This window comes from Streptococcus sp. 10F2 (genome assembly GCF_054331515.2).
Window position 1 is genome coordinate 11,663 of the sequence record NZ_JBTGGE020000024.1, and the last position, 18,134, is coordinate 29,796.

Consider the following 18,134-nt stretch of genomic DNA (forward strand, 5'->3'; position numbering starts at 1 on the left):
TCCGAAAGAAATTTCCGGCCTTGGATGAAATAGCGAGACTTGTTCAATAAAACAAGTCTCTTTTTGTTGCCAAAAAGAGACTGGAAAGAGGAGAGTTTTGTCAAAAGAACAAAAACGAGTTGCCTTTTTTACCAAGAGTCCCGAGGAAACACTGAATCTCGTCGACTCTAAGTTAGAAGGTCTGTCAACGGCTCAGGCAAAAGAACGTCTAGAGCAATTTGGTGCCAATGAGTTGGACGAAGGGAAGAAAAAGACCCTCCTCCAAAAATTCCTAGAGCAATTTAAAGACTTGATGATTATCATTCTTTTGATTGCTGCCGCCTTGTCAGTAATCACTTCTGGTGGACATGATATTGCGGATGCCCTCATTATTTTGGCCGTAGTTGTCATTAATGCCATGTTTGGTGTTTACCAGGAAGGAAAGGCAGAGGAGGCAATTGAAGCTCTCAAGAATATGTCTACACCTGCGGCGCGTGTTCTACGTGATGGGAATGTTACGGAGATTTCTTCGAAAGAACTAGTACCAGGAGATATTGTTCTTCTTGAAGCAGGAGATGTTGTCCCAGCAGACATGCGTTTGTTGGAGGCTAATTCGTTAAAAATTGAAGAGGCTGCTCTGACAGGGGAGTCTGTTCCAGTTGAAAAAGACTTGGCTGCTAGCCTAGCTGAAGATGCTGGGATTGGAGATAGGGTTAATATGGCCTTCCAAAATTCCAATGTGACCTATGGTCGTGGAATGGGGGTTGTTGTTAATACCGGTATGTATACTGAAGTTGGTCATATTGCAGGTATGTTGCAAAACGCAGATGAAACCGCAACACCGTTGAAAGAAAATCTGAACCAGCTATCTAAATTCTTAACTTTTGCTATTTTAGGGATTGCAGCAGTGACCTTTGTAGTCGGTGTTGTTTTCCGAGGTCAACCTTGGTTGGAAGGCTTGATGACAGCCGTAGCCTTGGCGGTTGCAGCTATTCCAGAAGGTTTACCAGCTATTGTAACCATTGTTTTGGCATTGGGAACTCAGGTTTTAGCTAAACGAAATGCCATTGTTCGAAACTTGCCAGCCGTTGAGACTCTTGGATCCACGGAGATTATTGCCAGTGATAAGACTGGTACCTTAACCATGAACAAGATGACAGTTGAGAAAGTCTTCTATGATGGTGAACTTCATGATTCAACGGATGACCTCGAGCTTGGCTTAGATTTGCCAGTTCTTCGCTCTGTTGTCTTGGCCAATGACACAAAGATTGATGCGGATGGAAATCTCATCGGAGATCCGACTGAAACAGCCTTTATTCAATATGCTTTGGACAAGGGCTTGGATGTGACCGCTTATTTGGAAAAATTCCCACGGGTTGCAGAGTTGCCATTTGATTCGGATCGCAAACTCATGTCAACCGTTCACCCCTTGGAAGATGGTCGTTTCCTTGTAGCGGTGAAAGGAGCGCCGGATCAACTCTTAAAACGTTGTGTCAGTCGTGATAAGGCTGGAGAAGTAGCTCCGATTGATGAGACAGTTAGCCAGTTGATTGCCCAAAATAACTCTGCAATGGCTAAGGAAGCCCTGCGGGTTCTTGCAGGTGCTTATAAGATCATCGATGCTGTTCCAGAAGACTTGACTTCTGAGAACTTGGAGAATGATTTGATCTTCACTGGTTTGATTGGAATGATTGACCCAGAACGGGCGGAAGCAGCAGAAGCGGTGCGTGTGGCTAAAGAAGCCGGCATTCGTCCAATCATGATTACAGGTGACCACCAAGATACGGCTGAAGCAATTGCCAAACGTTTGGGGATCATTGATCCTGCAGATACAGAAGATCATGTCTTGACTGGTGCCGAACTTAACGAATTATCTGACGAGGAATTCGAAAAAGTAGTTGGTCAGTATTCGGTTTATGCACGCGTGTCTCCTGAACACAAGGTGCGGATTGTGAAAGCATGGCAAAACCAAGGTAAGGTTGTAGCCATGACTGGGGATGGCGTTAACGATGCGCCAGCCCTCAAGACAGCCGATATCGGTATCGGAATGGGGATTACTGGTACAGAGGTTTCTAAAGGAGCGTCTGATATGGTTCTTGCGGATGATAACTTCGCAACCATTATCGTGGCGGTTGAAGAAGGTCGGAAGGTCTTCTCCAATATCCAGAAAACCATTCAATACCTCCTTTCTGCCAATACGGCTGAGGTCTTGACCATCTTCTTGGCAACCCTCTTTGGATGGGATGTTTTGGAACCTGTCCACCTCTTGTGGATTAACTTGGTTACAGATACCTTCCCAGCGATTGCCCTTGGAGTTGAGCCAGCAGAACCAGGTGTCATGCAGCACAAGCCTCGTGGCCGTAATTCCAGCTTCTTCTCTGGTGGGGTACTCAGTTCCATTGTTTACCAAGGTATTCTTCAAGGTCTCCTTGTTTTAGCGGTGTACTGGTACGCTATTCAAAATCCAGTGCACGCTGGATACGAAGCCATCCATGCTGATGCCTTGACCATGGCCTTTGCGACCCTTGGTTTGATCCAATTGGTACATGCCTTTAACGTTAAATCTGTTTACCAATCTGTCTTTACCGTCGGACCATTTAAGTCTAAGACCTTTAACTGGTCCATCGTTGTTTCCTTTGTGCTACTTGCAGCTACAATTGTTGTGAAGCCTTTGGAAAAAATCTTCCACGTAACAGAACTGAACTTGGAACAATGGACTGTTGTCCTTATTGGAAGTGTCCTCATGTTGGTGATTGTTGAAGTGGTTAAATGGATCCAACGCCGGATGGGTCTGGATAAAAACGCTATTTAAAAAGATTTGAACTAAAAAAGCAGTGGACAGTTCCTTGAGATAGGATCTGCTCACTGCTTTTTGTGCTTTTTCAAAAACGCTTTAACCGTTGTCAGGTTAGACTCTCTGAGATTCTAGTTGAAAACTGGAAGTATACTTCCAATTAAGGGGGATGGAAATGTATCAGAGATCGTTTTATTTAAAAAAAGTGCTTGACTTTAAAGATACTGATTTTATTAAAGTTATAACTGGGGTTAGACGGTGTGGGAAATCGGTCCTATTAATGCAGTATAAAGATTATTTATTAGAGTCAGGGATTAAGGAAGAAAACATCATCTATCTAAATTTAGAAAGTTTTGAAAATCAATTAATCACTACAGCAGAAGAGTTTAGAGAGACTATTTTGGATGTCATCCCTAAAAATAATGATCCATTTTATGTATTGGTGGATGAAATTCAATTTGTTGAGGGATGGCAAAGGGTTATCAATGGATTGCGGGTTAGTTATAATTGTGATATTACGATAACAGGTTCCAATGCCAAGTTATTATCTGGAGAGTTGGCTACCTTACTGAGTGGCAGATACGTAGAGATTGAAGTCTATCCTTTTTCCTTCAAAGAATTTCTAGCTGTGAAAGGGATTGATGAAAAATCTAGAGAGGTTGATATTGCTTATAGAGAGTATGAGAAGTATGACGGATTTCCAGGTGTTGTCTTGTCGAATGAATACTTAAAGGAGAGTATCCTCTCTGGGATATATGATTCTATTTTATTAAATGACATTGCAACAAGGGGAAGAATCAGAGATACTCAGATGCTTAAAAATATTGTTTCGTATTTAGCGGATAATGTTGGACAACTCGTTAACCCTAGTAAAATTGTTAATGTATTAAAAAATGAAAAAATCGAAGTTTCGAACCATACAATGGTACGGTATTTAGAACTATTAAAAGACGCATTTCTATTTTATGAAACAAGGTCTTATGATATTAGAGGAAAGGCTCTTTTAAGAAGCAATGCAAAATACTTTATGGTTGATAATGGATTAAGGAACTACGCTGTAAGTTTTAGCAATAGTAATCAAGGGAATCGATTGGAGAATATTGTTTTTGTGGAATTATTAAGAAGAGGCTATAACGTCAATGTTGTAAGATTAGATGACAAAGAGATAGATTTTATTGCCAAGAAGGGTGAGATGGTTGAATACTACCAAGTTGCCTACCAAATTCCAGAAAATAGTCATGAAACAGATAATTTGTTGTTAATCAAAGACAACTTCAAGAAAACCTTGATAACGGGTAGGTATGAAGGAGTGAATGAGATTGATGGGATAAAGGTTGATTACATTGTTGATTGGCTCATGAATGAGGACAGCGTTAGTGAGTGATTACTAGAGGTTGGTTTCCTTATGTCATTTGCATACTAGATTTCAAACGATGATTGTATTTGACTTATTCGTAAAACCACGAATCTTTTAGGTTCGTTGAAAGTAGAAAGTGTGGATTTCCTATTCTTTTTGGTGGGAATTTTTGAAATGTCGTTGACGAAAAGTCAGAAATATCGTATGATAGGAAAAATCTATCTGAGAGGATCAATCATGGAAACCCTATTAAATCTGCCCAAAGTGGAGCTACATTGCCATTTAGATGGCTCTGTTGACCTTTATGCTCTAAGCCGTCTTTACCAATCGGAAGGTCTCAATAAAAAGGAGGAGGAGCTTCTAAAGGAGGCGGTAGCGCCAGCCAACTGTTTGAATTTAACCGAGTATTTGCGGTGTTTTCCTGTGACCACCAAGGTCTTGGCTTCTGAGCGAGCGATGATCATTGCGGTGCTTAGTGTAGCCAAGCAGGCTGCGGCGGAGGGTGTTCGGTATTTGGAAATTCGTTTTTCACCGGATTTCATTCAAACACCGACTTTTACCATGGAGCAAGTAGTGCAAGCAGCTATTGAGGGAGTTAGGCTAGCGCAGGCAGTTTATCCCATCCGTCTAGGTTTAATTCTTTGTATGATGCGGGGACGGTCTGAGGCAGTTAATCGTCAAGTACTCGGTTTAGCTGAGAAATATCTAGGGCAAGGTGTGGTAGCCCTTGACGTAGCAGGAGATGAGAGTAAGTATCCGATGCCCCTTTTTCAGGACTTATTTCTAGAAGCGAGGGCAGCAGGTATTCCCTTTACAGCTCATGCAGGGGAAACAGGAAATCTGGATAATGTCCTTTGGGCAGTGGATTATGGAGCACGTCGCATTGGGCATGGAATTGCCTTAATTAAGGATCTATCCCAAGCAGAAGCCTTGAAATCGGAGGGAATCTTGCTTGAAATGTGCCCGATTTCTAACTTGCAGACAGGAGCCTCTGTCTCTTGGGAAACCTATCCATTTGCTGTGTTTCGGGAAACTGGACTAGCCGTCAGTATTAATACGGATAATCGGACGGTGTCCTCTAGCAGCTTGACTCAAGAGTTTGGTATTTTGGATGCCCAAGTAGGCTCCTTGACAGTGGGGGATGTGTATCAGATTACCCGTGATAGTGCCCAGGCAGCCTTTTTGCCGGAAGCGGATAAGCTAGCCTTACTGAGTGAGTTGGATCAGGCCTATCAGGCCTTTGACCTAAAGGCTTCTTTACGTTAAAATAGGGTGAAGAATCTTGAGGAGGATGCAGAATGGATAATGCAGAAATTCGGCAGCGCTTGGCTGCCAATCGTGAAAAAATAACATCTTTTAGGGGGTCTCTTTGACTTAGAGGCTTTAGAGGAAGAAATTGCACAATTGGAGCACCAGATGACCCATCCTGATTTTTGGAATGATAATCAGGCGGCGCAGAAGGTGTCTCAAGAATTGAATGAGCGTAAGCAAACCTATGACAATTTCCATCAAATGGAGGAGTTGGCGGACGAGTCCGAATTGCTCTTTGAATGGCTAAGTGAGGATGAGAGTCTTCAGGAGGAGCTACTGGAGAAATTGGAAGATTTAGAGCAACGGATGACCCAGTATGAAATGACCTTGCTCCTATCTGAGCCTTATGACCATAACAATGCGATTTTGGAAATTCATCCAGGTTCGGGTGGAACTGAGGCTCAGGATTGGGGTGATATGTTACTGCGCATGTATACCCGTTTCGGGAATGCCAATGGTTTTAAAGTTGAGACCTTGGATTACCAAGCTGGAGATGAAGCCGGGATTAAGAGTGTTACCCTCTCTTTTGAAGGCCCGAATGCTTACGGCTTGCTTAAATCAGAGATGGGGGTTCACCGCCTTGTTCGGATTTCGCCTTTTGATTCTGCCAAGCGTCGCCATACCTCCTTTACATCTGTCGAAGTAATGCCAGAGTTAGACGATACCATTGAGGTAGAGATTCGTGATGATGAAGTTAAAATGGACACCTTCCGTTCAGGAGGAGCTGGTGGACAAAACGTCAATAAAGTATCGACCGGGGTTCGATTGACCCACATCCCAACCGGGATTGTGACCCAGTCCACAGTAGATCGGACCCAATACGGGAACCGAGATCGGGCTATGAAATTATTACAAGCAAAACTCTATCAACTTGAACAAGAGAAAAAGGCAGCTGAAGTTGATGCCCTTAAAGGTGATAAAAAAGAAATTACCTGGGGGAGTCAAATCCGCTCCTATGTCTTTACTCCTTACACCATGGTGAAAGATCACCGTACAGGCTATGAAGTGGCCCAGGTGGATAAGGTCATGGACGGGGATTTGAATGGCTTTATGGACGCCTATCTCAAATGGAGAATCCAGTAATTGAATAGCATATGAGGAATGTGTGAGTCGGGAAATGTTAAAAATTTCGAGTCACAGATTCCTCTTTTTTAGATAGGTTGATAGTCTTTCATGTGTTATAATTTAGACACTATGAAAAGGATGAATCAGAAGTATGCCATTGTGGATATTGAAGCCACCAATCCAGGTAATCAGGCCAAGATTATTCAGGTGGGGATTGTTCTCTTAGAGAATGGTGAAATTATACAAAGCTATCAGACGGATGTAAACCCACAGGAAGCCTTGGATCAACACATCATTGAGTTGACAGGGATTACAGACCAACAATTGATGCAGGCCCCACTGTTTAGCCAGGTGGCGGGAGTCATTTATGATTTATTGGAAGATGCTGTTTTTGTAGCCCACAATGTGACCTTTGATGCGAATCTTTTGGCGGAGTCTTTGTTTTGGGAGGGCTATGAGTTGCGGACTCCGCGTGTGGACACGGTAGAATTAGCTCAGGTTTGTTTTCCTCGTCTTCAAAATTATTCTCTGGGTAGTTTGTGTCAGGAGTTTGAGATTCCTTTAGAGAATGCCCACACTGCTTTAGCAGATGCCCAGGCAACGGCAGAATTGCTACTGGTCTTGATGGAGCGAATTCAGGGACTTCCTAAAGGCTTGGTAGAGCAACTGTGGAAAAAATCAGATGCTTTATTGTATGAAACAGGCCTCATTTTTCAAGACTGTTTGGGGCAGATGGAGGAGAGCAGTGATTCTGCTATCCTGTTGGAGCATGGGCTCTACTTAAGAAAGCCCAAACGGCCTGTTGTTGGAGAGGCATCTTTAGGAACTTGGCAGGAAAACTTCTTGAGACTTGGCTTAGAGGCTCGTCCTGTTCAAGTAGCTTTTGCAAGCCATATTGATAACACGAAAGATCAAAAAGGAGTCTCGGTCCTTCAAGCAGAGGTGGGCAGTGGGAAAACCTGGGCTTATCTTTTGACCTTGATTCAAGATTTGAATCAGGGTGGACGCTTGCTTGTGTCTGTGCCCACTAAAATCCTGATGCAGCAACTTTTAGAGCAGGAGGGAGAGGTTCTATCCCAAACATTTGGTCTTGAAGTTCTTGGTGTTAAGAGTCCTCGGAATTTTGTGAGTCTGGACGCCCTTTATACCTACTTGAAAAAAGCAGATTGGACGAAGCGATCTATTGGTCGTTTTCTGATGCAGGTTTTGGTGTGGTTGGCAGAGACTGAAACGGGTGATTTGGATGAGATTGGCCAAGCTTATCGTTTGGAACATATCTTAAAAGATTTACGCCATTCTGGGAAACTTAGAGACCGTAGTCTATTTCCAACCTTGGATTTTTGGCGTCGTTTGGAAGAACAACTGGCTACTTGTCCCATTGTGGTGACGAACCATGCCTTTTTGCCCCATTTAATGGAGTCTTATCCTGCTTTATTTTCAGATACCTATCTGGTCCTTGATGAAGCACAGTCTCTTTTGCGAGGCTTGGAAGAAGCCAATGCTCTGAAAATTTCCTATTTGGAATTGGAACAAAAGCTAGAGGAAGTTACGGCAACTGAAAAAGAACGGAAACGTTTGAAATTTTTGCAGGAGCTCCAAGTTGAGTTGGAGATTTGGAAGGTGCAGCAGGCGGGGAACCATTACTCGGAATTGGATAAGGGAAGTTTGGAAAAAATTCAAGGACTTATCCTTAACCTTGGATTGGACCGGATGCCGGATTGTTTCCGCTTTTTCTTTGAAGAGGGAGTCACCTTCTATTTGCGTGGACGAAAATCTCAAGAGGAACTGGTTGCGGTTGGAGGGGACTACTTTCAGCTGGGTCCAGGGATAGTAGCTTGTCGGCACAGCTACCTAATCTCGGCAAGTTTGGATGCATCATTGGCACAGAACTTGCTTCAGTTGGCAGGAATTGATCAGGTTGATGTTGCTTCCTTTCCTGGTTCTAAGTTGGGAAGGCAGCTTGTTCTGACTAGCTCGGAATTCCCGGATGTGAGTCTTATGAATTTTTCGGCCTATGCCGATTTTGTAGGAACTTGGATTGAGAGACTCTATCCTATGGGACATCCTATTATGGTGGTATTTTCCTCCCGTGATCTCTTAAATCGGGTTGCGGCAAATCTGTCTGTTCCTTGTTTAACTCAGGTAGAAGGACAGGATAATCAGGTCTTGCGCAAGCGTTTTGAGCGAGGAGATCACCAAGTATTGTTGGCTCTAGGCTCTTTCTGGGAGGGAGTCGACTTGAAAGGGTTGGACCAAGCGATTCAAGTTGTTGTCCGTCTTCCTTTTGCGAATCCGAAAAACATTCTGGTGGATAAGTTGTCTCGAACGTTAGAGGTAGAGGGGCTTAACCCTTTTGATGATTTCCTGCTTCCTTTGGCGGGGCAACGCCTTCAACAGATGATGGGACGTTTGCGACGACGGGAGAACCAAGTGTCGGCTGTCCTTATTTTAGATGGGCGCCTAGCCAGGAAGGATTACGGTTCTATTTTACAGGAAGAAATCCGTAAAGGTGGGGAATTCTTGATTCGTCCTCAAGACCTAATTCCCTATGAAATTGCTAATTTTTTTGAACGTTATGAAGAAAGTTGAGGTCCATGTTTAGAGAACCCTTAAAAATAGATGCTCGTATTGATTACGGTATCTTACTTTATGTTTTTTCCTTATTAGCTATCGGTTTAGCAGCTCTATATGTGGCTCTTAGTCATGATTATCCCCAAGTGGCTTGGACTATGTTGTTACAGCAGGGGGCTTGGATTTTACTGGGGTTGCTTGTTGGTTTTATTACTATGTTTTTCTCCCAGTCCTTTCTGTGGAAGATGACCCCTTTCCTCTATACTTTAGGCCTTGGGTTAATGGTTCTTCCCTTGATTTACTACAGTCCAGATTTGGTGGCCTCAACTGGTGCTAAGAACTGGGTGTCCATTAATGGAATGACCCTCTTTCAGCCGTCAGAATTTATGAAGATTCCATACATTCTGATGTTAGCCCAAATCATAGATTGGCTCCATAAGCGTCAACTTGGGGAGGAGAGAAATCTTGGGTTTGACTTGAAAATTATCGGGGCCCTGACCTTAGCCACTCTTCCAGTCCTGCTACTGCTAGGATTGCAACATGATTTAGGGACAGCGATGGTCTATTTAGCCATTTTTTCTGGTATGGTTTTGATTGCGAATGTTACATGGAAAATTATTGTCCCTGTGTTAGCTTTCTTTACGGTATTAGCGGGAGGATTTGTGGCTCTCTTATCACAGGAGGAAGGGCGTGCCTTTCTTCATCAATTGGGGATGCCGACTTACCAGATTAACCGGATCTTGGCTTGGCTCAATCCTTTTGACTTTGCCCAGACAACAACCTTCCAGCAAGCCCAAGGGCAGATTGCTATTGGGGTTGGTGGCTTGACGGGACAGGGGTATAATGTTTCCAATCTGCAAATTCCAGTCCGTGAGAGTGATATGATTTTTACAGTGATTGCCGAGGACTTTGGTTTGATTGGCGGTTTGGTTCTGCTCCTACTTTACTTCCTACTGATTGGACGTATGGTTCGGATTACTGTTCATTCACGTAGTCCTTTCTACACCTATATTTCAACAGGTTATATCCTCATGCTCTTGTTTCATATTTTTGAAAATATTGGAGCTGTAACGGGCATTTTACCCTTGACTGGGATTCCCCTTCCGTTTATTTCTCAGGGAGGTTCTTCCATCATTTCCAATTTGATTGGAATTGGACTTATTTTGTCGATTGCCTATCAAAATCATTTGCGGGATGAAGAAGAAGGCCGTGTCCGGCCAAAAAGAAGAAAGGTTGTCTTACGACAAACCCTATAAAGGAGACTTATATGAAAAAAATTGCTGTACTCTTTGCAGACGGTTTCGAGGAAATCGAAGCACTGACAGTTGTAGATGTTTTACGTCGGGCAGAATTTGACTGCCAAATGGTTGGGCTTCAAGCCCAAATGACAGGCTCTCATGGTATTACAGTGCAAATGGATCAGGTCTGGACCCCAGATCTTCCTCTTTTTGACTTGGTTGTCTTACCAGGGGGAATGCCTGGAGCCAAGAATCTTCGGGACCATGAGGAACTTCGGAATTGGATTGCACAAACGGAGGCTCAGGGAAATTTTGTTGCAGCTATCTGTGCAGCTCCTATCGCTTTAGAAAAAGCTGGATTGTTGGATAATCGATCTTATACCAGTTATGATGGCTTTGAGAAGGAGATTCAAGCGGGTCACTACAAGAAGGAAACGGTTGTCCAGGATGGACGTGTGATCACCAGTCGTGGTCCAGCCTCTGCCTTAGCATTCTCGTATGCCTTAGTAGACGTTTTGGGGGGAGATAGTCAGAGCTTACGCAAAGCGATGCTTTACACCGATTTATTTGAATAAAGATGAGGATTTAAAAAGCCCTAGAATGCTATTCTAGGGCTTTTTTGGGCTAGCTGCCTCTTCTAAAATATGGTATAATTAGGGAATGAAATTTCAGAGTTTTATTTGGGATTTAGGAGGGACTTTATTGGACAATTATGTTTCTTCTAGCCAAGCATTTTTACGAACCCTTGAACAAGAAGGGCGTACTGCCGATTTAGAGGAAATCTATGCCAGTTTAAAGGAAGCCACAGATGTGGCGATTTTACGCTATGCGGCAGGTATTCCTGATTTTCGTCGGAAATACCGCTTGGAAGAATCCAAAGAACTTGCCCAGCCTGTATTGTTTTCAGGTATCCCCCAGTTATTGGAGGATCTTCAGGTGGCGGGAGCTCGTCATTTTCTAGTCTCACACCGAGATCAACAAGTTATAGAAATTTTAAAAGCAACAGGCATATTGTCCTATTTTACAGAAATCGTTACTTCCAATCAGGGGTTTGCTCGCAAGCCTAGTCCAGAGGCGTTTCTATATTTGAAAGATAAGTATGATTTGGAGAAATGTTTGGTGATTGGGGATCGCCCAATGGATATGATTGCAGGCCAAAATGCCGGGATGGCCACCTATCTATTTGATAGTGCCTCCCAGTTAGCGGAGTTTATAAAAAGAGTGGAGGAGTCAGATGGTTGACGCCAAAGATAAAAAGAAAAATGCCCAGGAGTATGATGCCAGTCAGATTCAGGTCTTAGAGGGACTGGAAGCGGTACGGATGCGTCCAGGAATGTATATCGGCTCGACCTCTAAGGAGGGTTTGCATCACTTGGTTTGGGAGATTGTCGATAATTCTATCGATGAAGCCTTGGCTGGTTTTGCAAAACATGTGCAAGTCATGATTGAACCGGATAATTCGATTACGGTTATTGATGATGGTCGGGGAATTCCTGTTGATATTCAAGAAAAAACAGGTCGTCCCGCAGTTGAGACTGTCTTTACGGTTCTCCATGCTGGAGGTAAATTTGGCGGTGGTGGTTACAAGGTTTCTGGTGGTCTTCACGGTGTAGGTTCCTCTGTAGTTAACGCCTTGTCTACTCAGTTAGATGTGAAGGTTTATAAGAATGGTCAAGTCTATTATCAGGAATATCAACGTGGAGCTGTTGTTGCTGATTTGAAAGTGATTGACCAGACCGTTCGAACTGGGACAACGGTCCATTTTACTCCAGACCCAGAGATTTTTACTGAAACAACTGTTTATGATTTTGACAAACTCAATAAACGGATCCAAGAATTGGCTTTCTTGAATCGTGGCTTGTCCATATCGCTAGAAGATAAGCGAGAGGGGATGGAGCAGCGGAAGGACTATCATTACGATGGTGGGATTGCGAGCTATGTTGAATACATCAATGAGAACAAGGAACTGCTGTTTGATGATCCCATTTATACGGAGGGGGAGCTTGATGGAATAACAGTAGAAGTGGCTATGCAGTATACCGGTGGCTTCCATTCTACTCTTATGAGTTTTGCCAATAATATTCATACGCATGAAGGGGGAACTCACGAGCAGGGCTTCCGGACAGCCTTAACGCGGGTGATTAATGATTATGCTAAGAAGAATAAGATCCTCAAGGAAAAGGATGAGAACCTAACCGGTGATGATGTTCGGGAAGGATTGACGGCCGTTATTTCGGTTAAACACCCTAATCCGCAATTTGAAGGACAGACGAAGACGAAATTAGGGAATAGTGAAGTGGTGAAAATCACTAATCGCTTGTTCTCAGAAGCCTTTACGACTTTCCTCTTGGAGAATCCGCAGATTGCTAAGCGGATTGTGGAGAAAGGGATTCTAGCTTCCAAGGCACGGATTGCAGCGAAACGGGCGCGTGAAGTGACTCGGAAAAAATCTGGTTTGGAGATTTCGAATTTGCCAGGGAAGCTAGCAGATTGTTCGTCTAATGATCCAGCACAAACAGAACTCTTTATCGTGGAGGGGGATTCTGCTGGAGGTTCTGCTAAATCTGGTCGGAATCGGGAGTTTCAGGCGATTTTGCCAATTCGTGGAAAAATCCTCAATGTAGAGAAAGCTAGTATGGATAAGATTCTAGCCAATGAAGAAATTCGCTCTCTCTTTACAGCTATGGGAACTGGCTTTGCAGATGATTTTGATGTAGCCAAAGCTCGCTACCATAAATTGGTGATTATGACCGATGCGGATGTTGATGGTGCTCACATTCGAACCTTGCTCCTAACCTTGATTTATCGCTATATGAGACCGGTCTTAGAGGCAGGCTATGTCTATATTGCTCAACCTCCGATTTATGGGGTTAAAGTGGGCAGTGAAATCAAGGAATATATCCAGCCTGGATCGAACCAAGAACAAGAATTGAAAGAAGCTTTAGAACGCTACAGTTCTGGGCGTTCCAAACCAAGTGTTCAGCGCTATAAGGGATTGGGAGAAATGGATGACCACCAATTGTGGGAGACAACCATGAATCCAGACCACCGTTTAATGGCTCGTGTTTCTGTTGATGATGCAGCTGAGGCCGATCGGGTCTTTGATATGCTGATGGGGGACCGGGTTGAACCTAGAAGAGAGTTTATTGAAGCGAATGCAGTTTATTCAACTTTGGATATCTAAAGAATTTCGTCATGATTTCTAGGATTTTCAAGGCAAACTGTGGTATAATCAAGTTTGTTTGTTTACAAGTATTAAATGTAAGGAGTATGGGATGTCTAGTGGGTTGATTATACTGGTCATTGTAATCGTTGTATTATTAATCGTGGCCTATATTGTGGCTATTTTACTGCGGAAGAGGAATGATACCCTTCTGACGCAATTAGAAGAAAGAAAAACGGAGCTGTTCAACTTACCAGTCAATGAGGATATGGATCGTGTCAAGAGCATGCACTTGATTGGTCAGAGTCAAATAAATTTCCGGGAATGGCACCAAAAATGGATGGATATTTCTCTTAATTCTTTTGCAGCCATTGAAACAGATTTGTTCGAGGCTGAGGCTTATAACAATTCTTTCCGTTTCATTAAAACCAAGCAAACGATTGGAAGTGTTGAGAGTCAATTGAATTTGGTATCTGAAGATGTTCAGGCTATCCGTCAGGCAGTTTTAGAATTGGAACAACAAGAGGCTGAAAATAGTGGACGCGTACTCCATGCCTTGGACTTGTTTGAAAAACTGCAAGAAAATGTGGAGAAGAATGACGTTCAGTATGGGCAAGCACTGCCAGAAATTCGCACTCAAATGGAGCATATTGAGGCTGAATTCAGTCGCTTTGTGAAGCTCAATTCCTCTGGTGACCCTGTGGAGGCTGCTGAAGTATTGGATAAAACTGAGAATTACATCATAGCTTTATCACAAATTGTTGAAGGTGTTCCAGAAGTTGTGGAACAACTGGAAAGTAAATTACCAGACCAATTAGATGATTTGGAGACAGGTTATCGGAAACTGTTGGAAGAGGATTACCATTTCCAAGAAACAGATATCGAAGCACGTTTCCAACAATTGCATTCTCGCTTGCAAAAAAATGGAGCCAACCTGAAGGCTTTAGAATTGGATAGCACTAAGCTTGAAAATGAGCTTATCCAAGAAGACATTGATGGCCTATATGCTATCTTTACCAAAGAGATGGATGCCAAGAAGGAAGTGGACAAGCTGATTCAAAGCTTGCCGAACTATCTTCGCCATACACAAAGTAATAACCAGAATCTTGTGGATGAAGCAGAACGTCTTTCTGTGAATTACATTGTTAAAGAATCTGGTATCCGTCAAATTCATGAGCTTCAAAGTGAATTGATTGCGATGGAAAAATTGGTTATGAGTCGAGTTGATGAAAGCCAACATGCGGATGAAATTCCGTTCTCGCAAGTTTTAGAGGAATTGGAAGACAGCCGTGCACGTTTGGAAAAAATCGAAGATGTGCAAATGGAATTGGGCGATAGCTTGGCGCAAATTGAAAAAGATGACAGTGCTGCTCGTCAAAAAGTGAGCATTGCTGTTAACAAGTTGCACACGATTAAGCGGTATATGGAAAAACGTAAATTGCCAGGCATTCCACAATCTTTTTTGAGTCTGTTCTTTACGGCTAGCCATAATGCAGAAGATCTTCTCAATGAATTGGATCAAGAGCGCGTGGATGTAGAGTCTGTAAATCGTCTCTTGGAGATTCTTAACCAAGATATGGCTGAGTTGGAAGCAGAGACTTATACTATTGTAGGGAATGCTACCTTGACAGAGCAACTCCTTCAATATTCCAACCGTTACCGTTCCTTTGACGAGACGGTTCAAGCAGCTTTCCAAGAATCTCTTCATATTTTTGAAGAGGAGTTCGACTATCAAGCTTCTTTCCAACGTATCTCTGATGCCCTTGAGACAGTGGAGCCTGGGGTGACGGAACGTTTTGTGAAATCTTACGAAAAAACACGTGAGAAAATTTTATTTTAATAGGACGATAAAAGACTGGAGCCACGGTGTTCCAGCCTTTTTCTTAGGGGAGAATGTATGAAAAAAATTTTTACAGATGTCGGTAAGGTCTTAAAAGGCCTTGGATCGGATCTATGGACTTATTTTATTCGTATTGGAATTTTACAGATTTTAATTGGTACTATTGGAGCCTATCTGCTAGAATTTTCGTTCCGCTTTATTCTTTTTTCAGCGGATCAGGAGAGCTTACGCCTCGATAATTTAATGAGTATCCTGCTAAATCCAGTGAGTTTAATCGCTTTGCTGTTCTTTTTAGTGGTGACTGCTGGCTTAATCTTTTTTGAAATGACGGCTTTATCTCTGATTGTCTATGGAGCTTATCAACAGCAATATTTTTCATGGCGTGATATTTTTCAGAATACTTGGATAAGCTTTAGTAAGCAAAGATGGTTAGATTTACTAGTCTTTCTCCTCTATTTAATCTCTCTGATACCAGTAGCAAATTTGGGTTTTGGTCCATCGCTGACAAGTAAGCTTTATATACCAGCCTTTATTACGGGAGAATTAACCAAATCAACTTGGGGAAGTTTGTTGTTGCCAATTCTCTTTTTACTGGTAATCTATATTAATGTGCGGATTATCTTTACCCTCTCGCTGATTTCTTTGGAGCAAATTTCTATTCGCCAAGCCATCCGGGAGTCTTGGGAATTAACTCGGACTGGAAAATCTCATCTCCTAGGAGCTTGGATTGTAACGGAGACACTGATTGCACTCTTAGCCATTTTGATTGTGTTGCTGACGGTATGGAGTTCGACTGTCTTTGATCCGAATGGTCAATCCTTGGTTATTCAGAGTTTCTTTTTAACCATTATTGAGTGGATCCTTTATGGCTTTACGTTTTTGAGTAAAATTTCTCTCATGACCTTTCTTCTTTGGGAAATCATTCACCAAAATCGCGTTGCCAAGGATTTGGTAGCTCATAAAGGGCAGGCTTCTGAGAAACGCCTCTTACTTTATCTAGGCATGGTTCTAGCTTTCCTTTTGTTTATGGCAGCCAGTGGTTTGCAATTAGTGAATCAGGTTTTAAATAAGGAGCAATTAACTATTGCGCATCGTGGTTTTGTGAAAAAGGCTGTGGAGAATTCCTTGGAAGGAATTAAAGCCTCCAAAGAAGCAGGAGCAGACCTCGTTGAAATGGATGTTTTGATGACCAAGGATCATAAATTAGTGGTCATGCACGATTATAATTTAAACCGTTTAGCAGGATTGGATAAAAAAGTTGCCGATATGACCTATGATGAGGTAGTTGGTCTTCCTTTAACGCAAGATGGTCATCAGGCAAAGTTGCCTTCGTTTGAAGAATTTGTCCAAGTAGCTAAGGAAAATAATATTAGGCTATTGGTTGAGTTGAAACCTCATGGATCGGAACCTGAGAATTATGTAGATCTTGTTTTAGAGGAATTAAATCGTTTGGATCCAGAACACACTTACCCAGTGATGTCTTTAAAACACCAGGTAATGCGAGAACTAGAAGATAAGGAGCCACAAATCGAGACAGGCTACGTTATTCCTTTTAATTTTGGTGATTTGCAGATGGATCAGGTGGATTTCTTAGCGGTTGAGGAATTCTCTTATTCCGATCAATTAGTCGAGGAAGCTAAAGAAGCGAAGAAGCCTCTTTATATTTGGACTATTAATGAAGATACAGAGATGGTTCGTTATCTTCAAACTCCATTAGATGGAATGATTACCGATTTCCCAGATAAAGTGCAGGCTTACAAGGGAGAGCTCTCTCAGCAAAGCAATTATTGGGAACGCTTGTTACGGATTATTGAGGATATTCAGGTATAGTTAGTTCGTTTAGGAGGTCGGAACAGAGTGTGCTCTGTTTCCGACCTCTTTTTTAGTCTAGCCTGTTGTGAGCATGGTATAATAGGGGCATAGTAAATGTAGAAAGAGAGGTAGAATATGAAAGGGTTTCTTAAATTTTTGAGTGTCTTGGCGGTACTTCTAGGAATTACTTGGTATCTTTTGCTTCCGAGTAAACCTGTGACAGATCAAGAGCGGTTTGGAACTTGGGAAGATAAAACGAATTTTGTGACCTTGATTCAGCAAGCGATTTCCAATTTAACCTCTACTGGTGATGGATTGACTTCACAAATGGTGGTTTCGAACAATACCTTGAAATCCATTTTGAATGAGAATCTTTCGGAGGAACAAAAGTCAGATTTAGCAGATTCTGCCATTAGCTTTGAACAATCCAATCTTCAAGTTCGCCAACCTCTAGTTCTATTTGATCCCCTGACCAGCCAATTGGAGTTGAATATGACTTTGGTGACCAAGGAAGGTCAGTTAGAAGCCGTCATTGACTCTGCCAAATTGGGGAAAATTCCCTTGCCAAAATTTTTATTGCGTATGGTTTTGGATAAGGATGCTATTTCTCCCGATTTTAGAAGAGATGATTTGACTTTGCCAATTACACTGCCTGCTGAGGGATATGCTTTAGAAAATATTGAAATCCATAATGGTCAAGCCATCGTATATCTCAAGCTAGATCGGGAACGACTCTTAGCCATGCTTGAGTCACAGATGAAACCATAATAGAAATCATTAAAGAGGCTGGACAGAAACGAATAATTTCTGGCTTCGCTTGAAGTTTGAATAGATAAAACAGCTTAGAATCAACGTTTTTAACGACGTAATTCTAAGCTGTTTTCTAGTACGACGGGCATGTCGTACATCTGAGGTGTAAGTCCTCTGTGGGCACCTGCTACCGGTGAACCCAATAGCGACTCCCAAGCCTGACTATCGTGAGGTAGCGGGGAGAGGAAGGGATA

The 18,134-nt window shown here is 42.5% G+C and carries 12 protein-coding genes; all 12 read left to right on the forward strand.

The genetic code is table 11. From position 1 onward, the window contains the following. Nucleotides 1-97 precede the first annotated feature (97 nt). Entirely contained in the window at nt 98-2,791 is a 2,694-nt protein-coding gene (locus tag ACXM1Q_RS05375) for a cation-translocating P-type ATPase (RefSeq protein ID WP_458516865.1), read from the forward strand. Between the two features lie 157 nt (nt 2,792-2,948). Further along, nucleotides 2,949-4,157: an ATP-binding protein gene (locus ACXM1Q_RS05380; RefSeq protein WP_458516887.1), complete on the forward strand. Its 1,209-nt coding sequence runs from the start codon at nt 2,949-2,951 to the stop codon at nt 4,155-4,157. Nucleotides 4,158-4,367: 210 nt separating this feature from the next. Further along, a complete protein-coding gene (gene add, locus ACXM1Q_RS05385; RefSeq protein WP_458516867.1) occupies nt 4,368-5,396 on the forward strand; it encodes an adenosine deaminase in 1,029 nt (342 codons plus the stop codon). A gap of 32 nt (nt 5,397-5,428) precedes the next feature. Beyond that, nucleotides 5,429-6,524 (forward strand): peptide chain release factor 2 gene (gene prfB / locus ACXM1Q_RS05390; RefSeq protein ID WP_135037018.1). Its coding sequence is split into 2 segments (ribosomal slippage): nt 5,429-5,500 and nt 5,502-6,524, totalling 1,095 coding nucleotides; the frame shifts between segments, so codons are not numbered across the junction. A gap of 120 nt (nt 6,525-6,644) precedes the next feature. Next, nucleotides 6,645-9,095 (forward strand): helicase C-terminal domain-containing protein, encoded by a 2,451-nt coding sequence (locus ACXM1Q_RS05395; RefSeq protein ID WP_458516869.1) that lies wholly within the window; start codon nt 6,645-6,647, stop codon nt 9,093-9,095. A gap of 5 nt (nt 9,096-9,100) precedes the next feature. Then, complete coding sequence (locus ACXM1Q_RS05400; RefSeq protein WP_458516871.1) at nt 9,101-10,333, forward strand: FtsW/RodA/SpoVE family cell cycle protein; 1,233 nt, start codon at nt 9,101-9,103, stop codon at nt 10,331-10,333. Between the two features lie 11 nt (nt 10,334-10,344). Next, complete coding sequence (locus ACXM1Q_RS05405) at nt 10,345-10,890, forward strand: DJ-1 family glyoxalase III (RefSeq protein WP_458516873.1); 546 nt, start codon at nt 10,345-10,347, stop codon at nt 10,888-10,890. Nucleotides 10,891-10,975: 85 nt separating this feature from the next. Then, on the forward strand, nt 10,976-11,557 hold the full coding sequence (locus ACXM1Q_RS05410; protein WP_458516875.1) for an HAD-IA family hydrolase: 582 nt from the start codon (nt 10,976-10,978) through the stop codon (nt 11,555-11,557). Then, a complete protein-coding gene (gene gyrB, locus ACXM1Q_RS05415; RefSeq protein WP_458516877.1) occupies nt 11,550-13,499 on the forward strand; it encodes a DNA topoisomerase (ATP-hydrolyzing) subunit B in 1,950 nt (649 codons plus the stop codon). Before ACXM1Q_RS05410 ends, gyrB begins: the two co-directional genes overlap by 8 nt. A gap of 91 nt (nt 13,500-13,590) precedes the next feature. Then, nucleotides 13,591-15,318, forward strand: a complete 1,728-nt coding sequence (gene ezrA / locus ACXM1Q_RS05420) for a septation ring formation regulator EzrA (protein WP_458516879.1) — start codon at nt 13,591-13,593, stop codon at nt 15,316-15,318. A 57-nt stretch (nt 15,319-15,375) separates the two neighbouring features. Continuing rightward, the gene (locus tag ACXM1Q_RS05425; RefSeq protein ID WP_458516881.1) at nt 15,376-17,148 is read left to right on the forward strand and encodes a glycerophosphoryl diester phosphodiesterase membrane domain-containing protein; all 1,773 of its coding nucleotides are present in this window, start codon (nt 15,376-15,378) and stop codon (nt 17,146-17,148) included. A 117-nt stretch (nt 17,149-17,265) separates the two neighbouring features. Continuing rightward, entirely contained in the window at nt 17,266-17,898 is a 633-nt protein-coding gene (locus ACXM1Q_RS05430; RefSeq protein WP_458516883.1) for a hypothetical protein, read from the forward strand. Nucleotides 17,899-18,134 lie beyond the last annotated feature (236 nt).

What these genes read in the sequence shown, in the direction of transcription:
- ACXM1Q_RS05380 (WP_458516887.1), top strand. Translation starts at nt 2,949, where the DNA reads ATGTATCAGAGATCGTTTTATTTAAAAAAAGTGCTTGACTTTAAAGAT.
- add (WP_458516867.1), top strand. Translation starts at nt 4,368, where the DNA reads ATGGAAACCCTATTAAATCTGCCCAAAGTGGAGCTACATTGCCATTTA.
- ACXM1Q_RS05395 (WP_458516869.1), top strand. Translation starts at nt 6,645, where the DNA reads ATGAATCAGAAGTATGCCATTGTGGATATTGAAGCCACCAATCCAGGT.
- ACXM1Q_RS05400 (WP_458516871.1), top strand. Translation starts at nt 9,101, where the DNA reads ATGTTTAGAGAACCCTTAAAAATAGATGCTCGTATTGATTACGGTATC.
- ACXM1Q_RS05405 (WP_458516873.1), top strand. Translation starts at nt 10,345, where the DNA reads ATGAAAAAAATTGCTGTACTCTTTGCAGACGGTTTCGAGGAAATCGAA.
- ACXM1Q_RS05410 (WP_458516875.1), top strand. Translation starts at nt 10,976, where the DNA reads ATGAAATTTCAGAGTTTTATTTGGGATTTAGGAGGGACTTTATTGGAC.
- gyrB (WP_458516877.1), top strand. Translation starts at nt 11,550, where the DNA reads ATGGTTGACGCCAAAGATAAAAAGAAAAATGCCCAGGAGTATGATGCC.
- ezrA (WP_458516879.1), top strand. Translation starts at nt 13,591, where the DNA reads ATGTCTAGTGGGTTGATTATACTGGTCATTGTAATCGTTGTATTATTA.
- ACXM1Q_RS05425 (WP_458516881.1), top strand. Translation starts at nt 15,376, where the DNA reads ATGAAAAAAATTTTTACAGATGTCGGTAAGGTCTTAAAAGGCCTTGGA.
- ACXM1Q_RS05430 (WP_458516883.1), top strand. Translation starts at nt 17,266, where the DNA reads ATGAAAGGGTTTCTTAAATTTTTGAGTGTCTTGGCGGTACTTCTAGGA.